Annotated in this window: 2 protein-coding genes and 2 pseudogenes; 3 read left to right on the plus strand and 1 reads right to left on the minus strand. The window is 67.2% G+C overall.

The window, feature by feature from the left end; genetic code table 11:
- From JCM9942_RS13290 to hda, 3 genes and pseudogenes are all read left to right on the plus strand, one after another.
- Positions 1–511, plus strand: a 511-nt coding sequence (locus JCM9942_RS13290) for a DUF2066 domain-containing protein (RefSeq protein WP_157722924.1), incomplete at its 5' end; no start/stop codon positions are given.
- Positions 508–1,682, plus strand: a pseudogene (locus JCM9942_RS13295) (AI-2E family transporter). The gene JCM9942_RS13290 and the pseudogene JCM9942_RS13295, both read left to right, overlap by 4 nt.
- Positions 1,679–2,365: pseudogene (gene hda / locus JCM9942_RS13300) on the plus strand (DnaA regulatory inactivator Hda); the annotation flags it as partial. The pseudogenes JCM9942_RS13295 and hda, both read left to right, overlap by 4 nt.
- A 19-nt stretch (positions 2,366–2,384) precedes the next feature.
- Here hda and JCM9942_RS19145 read toward each other — a convergent pair.
- The coding region (locus tag JCM9942_RS19145) for a glycosyltransferase family protein (protein ID WP_057506395.1) at positions 2,385–2,898 on the minus strand (514 nt) is incomplete at its 5' end.

Below are 2,898 nucleotides of genomic sequence, written 5' to 3' on the forward strand. Positions count from 1 at the left end.
GGCACGGGCCTCGGCGCGCTATTCACCACCGATGCAGCTGATCGGCAAGCTTTACCGGGGGGCTGGCGGCTGGGTGGCCGACTGGGTGTTCGTGGATGGCGGCCGCGAGTTGTCGCGCTGGACCACCCGTGATGGCGATGCCCGCCGGGCGATGGCCGGTGGTGCCGATGGTGCGGCCGATGCGCTGGTCAAGCGCTATGCCAAGGCGTCGGAGTCGGGCAAGGCCGGCGTCTACCGGATTGCGGTAAGCGGTATCCACAGTGCCGACGATTACCTGCGGCTGGCCGCCTCCCTGCAGGGCGTGCCGGTGGTCAAATCGATCATCCCGGTGCAGGCCAGCGCCGACCGGCTGGTGCTGGATCTGGAGTTGATGACGGGTCTGCCGGGCTTCAACCGGATGCTGGGCCAGGATGCGGCCTTGCAGCCGCTGGCACCGGTGGTCGCCAGTGGAAGCGATGAGCCGGCGTCCACGGCTCCCGCATACCAGCAGGCCGAGTACCGCATCCGATGAGCCATTCCGCCGAAGAGGAAATCGCGCTGTTCCTGCGCCGCCTCAAGTGGTGGTGCTCAGCGCTTTCGGTCTGTGGGTGACCTGGTTGCTGGCGCCGATCCTGACGCCGTTCGTGATCGCCCTGATGCTGGGCTGGCTGGGTGATCCGCTGGTGGATCGGCTGGAAGCGCGCGGGCGCTCGCGCAACACCGCGGTGATTCTGGTGTTCGTGCTGATGACCCTGCTGGTCATACTCGCGCTGCTGATCCTGGTGCCGATGATCCAGCGCCAGATTTCCACGCTGGCGGCGGCACTGCCGCAGGCGCAGGACTGGCTGGTCACCAAGGCGATTCCGTGGATCGAGCAGAAGAGCGGCCTCCAGATCATGGCGTGGCTGGCCCCGGAAAAGCTGTTCGACTGGGTGCGCAGCCACTGGCAGCAGGCCGGCGGTGCAGCGACCGCGCTGTTCGGCTATGTCTCGCGTTCGGGCTTTGCGATGGTGGCACTGGTGGTCAACCTGGCGCTGCTGCCGATCCTGACCTACTACTTCCTGCGCGACTGGGACAAGCTGATCGAACGGGTGGCCTCGCTGATCCCGCGCAACCATATCGAGACCGTGTCGCGTCTTGCCAGAGAATCCAACGACGTGCTGGGCGCGTTCATCCGCGGCCAGATCGCGGTGATGATCGCGCTGGGTGTGGTGTACGCCGCGGGCCTGTCGCTGGTCGGATTGAACCTGGGGCTGTTGATCGGCCTGGTGGCCGGGCTGATCAGCTTCATCCCGTATCTGGGGGCGACCACCGGCGTGGTACTGGCGATCCTGGCGGCGCTGGTGCAGGCACAGGGCATCGACCTGCAGCTGCTGGTGCTGGTGGGGGTGGTGTTCACGGTCGGCCAGCTGCTGGAAAGCTATGTGCTGACGCCGCGTATCGTCGGCGACAAGATCGGTCTGCATCCGGTGGCGGTGATCTTCGCGGTGATGGCCGGTGGGCAGCTGTTCGGCTTTCTGGGCATGCTGCTGGCGCTGCCGGCGGCGGCGATCATCAATGTATTGCTGCGGTATGCGCATGAGCGCTATCGCCATAGTGAGTTGTATGCCGGCCAGCAACAGGCGTCGGTGATCGTGGTGGATCCGCGTGGTGACACGCTCGCGGACGGAAAGATCGTGTTGAAGGACGTTGAACCGAAGTGAGCGTGCCGCAGTTGCCCCTGGTCTTGCGCTATCCGCCAGACCAGCGATTCGAGAATTTCATCGGTGCGCCGGATGGCGTGCTGGCCCAGTTGCGTGCGATTGCGGCTGGCAGCAGTCGCGATTGGGCCTATCTGGCCGGCGCCGCCGGGACCGGCAAGACCCATCTGGCCTTGGCGCTGTGCGCGGCGACCGAACAGTCGGGAAGGGCTCCGGCCTACTTCCCGCTGGCCGCGGCGCAAGGCCGTCTGCGTGATGCGCTGGAGGCCCTGGAAGGGCGCGAGGTCATTGCGCTCGATGGCCTGGAGGCCATTGCCGGGCAGCGCGAGGCGGAGGTCGCGTTGTTCGATTTCCACAACCGCGCACGCGCCGCTGGCGTGACCTTGCTCTATACCGCGCGGGCCACGCCCGAGGCGCTCGGGCTGGTGCTGCCGGACCTGCGCTCGCGGCTGTCGCAATGCGGGCGCATCCTGCTGTCGCCGCTGGATGATGAAGGGCGCGGTGCGGTATTGCGCGAGCGCGCCATCCGCCGGGGACTGGCGCTGGACGAGGCCGCCATCGACTGGTTGCTCACCCGCACCGATCGCGACCTGAGCGGATTGGTGGCGCTGCTGGAACGGCTGGACCGCGAATCGCTGGCGGCCAAGCGCCGCATCACCGTGCCGTTCCTCAAGCGTGTGCTGGAAAGCCTGCCGCCGGAACTGATCAGGCGTTTTCCCCGCGCAGCTGGAGCTCCAGCTGGTGCAGGCGTTGCGGTGTTCCCACATCGGTCCAGTGGCCGCGATGGTGCTGGCCCGTCACCAGGCCGCGGGCCATCGCCGCACGCAGCAGCGGCGCCAGCTTGAAGCGCGGCGGTCGCTGTGTGCTGCCGTCGTCCTCACCGATCACCTGCTGCCAGTCGCGCAGCAGTGCCGGCGCATATAGCCCGACGCCGGAGAAGGTCAGTCGCGGTTGCGTGCCCTGGTCGTGCACCCGGCCGTTGCCGTCCAGAATGAAATCGCCGTGCGGGTGATGCTCGGGGTTGTCGACCAGCACCAGGTGGGCCAGGCCTTCCGGCCGGGCGGGAAGCCGGGCGAAGTCGAAATCCGTCCAGATATCGCCGTTGACCGCGATGAATGGCGCGTCCCCCAGCAGCGGCAGGGCGTTGAGCATGCCGCCGCCGGTTTCCAGCGGAACCGGGCCTTCCTGGATGAAATGCAGCCGCAGATTCCAACGGCTG

Source organism: Stenotrophomonas pictorum JCM 9942, from assembly GCF_001310775.1.
In the GTDB taxonomy this organism is placed as follows: domain Bacteria; phylum Pseudomonadota; class Gammaproteobacteria; order Xanthomonadales; family Xanthomonadaceae; genus Stenotrophomonas; species Stenotrophomonas pictorum.